Origin of the sequence: Bathymodiolus azoricus thioautotrophic gill symbiont, from assembly GCF_001298715.1 — a bacterium.
In the GTDB taxonomy this organism is placed as follows: domain Bacteria; phylum Pseudomonadota; class Gammaproteobacteria; order PS1; family Pseudothioglobaceae; genus Thiodubiliella.
Window position 1 is genome coordinate 1 of record NZ_CDSC02000513.1, and the last position, 1929, is coordinate 1929.

1 protein-coding gene is annotated in these 1929 nt (G+C 39.5%); it reads left to right on the plus strand.

The features are described 5' to 3' along the window. Window positions 1–1929 (plus strand): C80 family cysteine peptidase (locus BAZSYMA_RS09580; protein WP_143243202.1); only part of this gene is annotated, 1929 nt, incomplete at both ends.

A 1929-nucleotide genomic window follows, 5' to 3' on the forward strand; every position in this document is an offset into this window, starting at 1 on the left:
ATCAAAATGCGACTTTTAATATCAAGAACAAAACCACACTAGATGTTAAAGGTGATGTGCTTCTTGCGGGTGCAAATCTTAACTCTGGTGGCACAGTAGAGGGCAATATTGGCGGCAATTTAAAAGTAGAAAGCAGGGCTGATATTATCCGAGAAGATATTCAAAAATACAAAATGACTGTGGGTGGTGGCACGCCTGCAGGGGTTAACAAAAAATCTTTTAAAGCGGGCAATGCTAGATCCAGAGGGGATATGGGAGTAGATGCTGCCACAATGATTGCAGGATCAGGTTTATTTGTTAAATCTAGCTCAGAAAAGAAAGACAATCTAGTGATTGATCAAAGAAGTGGTATATCTGGCACATTAAATTTAAAAGTAGGTGGCAATGTAGAATTAAATTCAGCCGATGTGGATCAAAGCGGCCTAGAAGTTCAAGGAACAATCACCACCTCTAAGGTGAAAACTCGTACAAACGAAAGCTCTAGCAGTACCAACATAACAGCAACAATTCAAAGTGCACTTGGTTATGAAGGTATTAATAAAGTCTATCAAGGCGGATCCATAGGACCTGTTGCACCTAAAAGAGTTAGGAAGGGCTTAGGAAGAGGTGCGCGATCTTTAAAAAATAAAATTGTTGGTCAAACCTATATAAAAAAACCAACCAGCACACAAGCCACTGCACCTGAAAAGAGCACCCCAGTTGAGCAAGACAACAATAAAACGCCCAATGAAAATTCACAAGATGAACCTTCAAGCGAGCAAGACAACAACGAAACACCAGATCAACAACAAGAGGATAACACTGTAACTGAGCAAACGGAAACTGAGCAAACGAATACCCCTGAAGAAAGCACCCCAGTAACACAAGATAATAATGAAACACCAGTCAAACAACAAGAGAATGACTCTGCAATTAAGCAAACGGACACCTCTGAAGAAAACACCTTAGCAACACAAGATAACAACGAAACGCCAAACGAGAATTTACAGAAAGGTGGATTTTCAATAAAACAGAGCAACACCCTTAAAAAAGACAGAGCCAACAAAAAATATACCAATGACACCAATGAATTACCCAATCAAGCATCCCAACAAGACAGCACATTGCAAAATAACAACCACACATCCAACGCAGAAAATAAGGGAGAGGCAACCAGCCAAAGAGGTTTACCAACCGATAAAGAATCTTCACAGCCAAAAGACACCTTAGCTAAAAACGATAGAAAAAAATATGACGCTTATTTAATTATTCAAAAAGGCGATGATGAGATCGCCAAAAAAGCAGAACAAGGCATTACTGAAAAATTAAACGAGCGCCACGGTAAAGAAAATGTTGTTGTTGTTAAAATTAATAAAAATGGCAGTCAAAAAAATATTCAAGGCAATCCAAAAAACCTAACAGGCAGAACAAACGCACAAATAATCGGACATGGTACAAAAGAAAATGGCGTTAGGAAATTAGCAGGTCAAGAGGGCGCTAAAATAGTAGAAAATTTAAAAAAGACTGTCCCACAAAGCGCAGAATTAACCAAGGTATCTTTAGTCAGTTGTGATAGTGCCCTCTGTGATAAAAATAACACCAGTTTGGTTGAAGATGTTGAAAAGGGGTTGGGCAATCCTTCTACAAAAGTCAAGGGTTACATAGGACCAATAGATGTTAATGAGAAAGGTAAAATCATACCAGTAACAGAGGGTGGATTAAGCGGTCGCGGGAGTAAAAGCAAAGAAAATCCACCCAAGACTCCCAACCCTTTACAACCAGAAAACGCAGCACAACAAGGCACTTCTTCTGCTGACATCTCTAAAGCACAAACACTCACCGAAACACCAGTCGAACAACAAGAGGGTAGCGCTGCAACTGAGCAAACGGATACCTCTGAAGAAAACACCTTAATAACACAAGATAATAACGAAACGCCAAATGAAAATT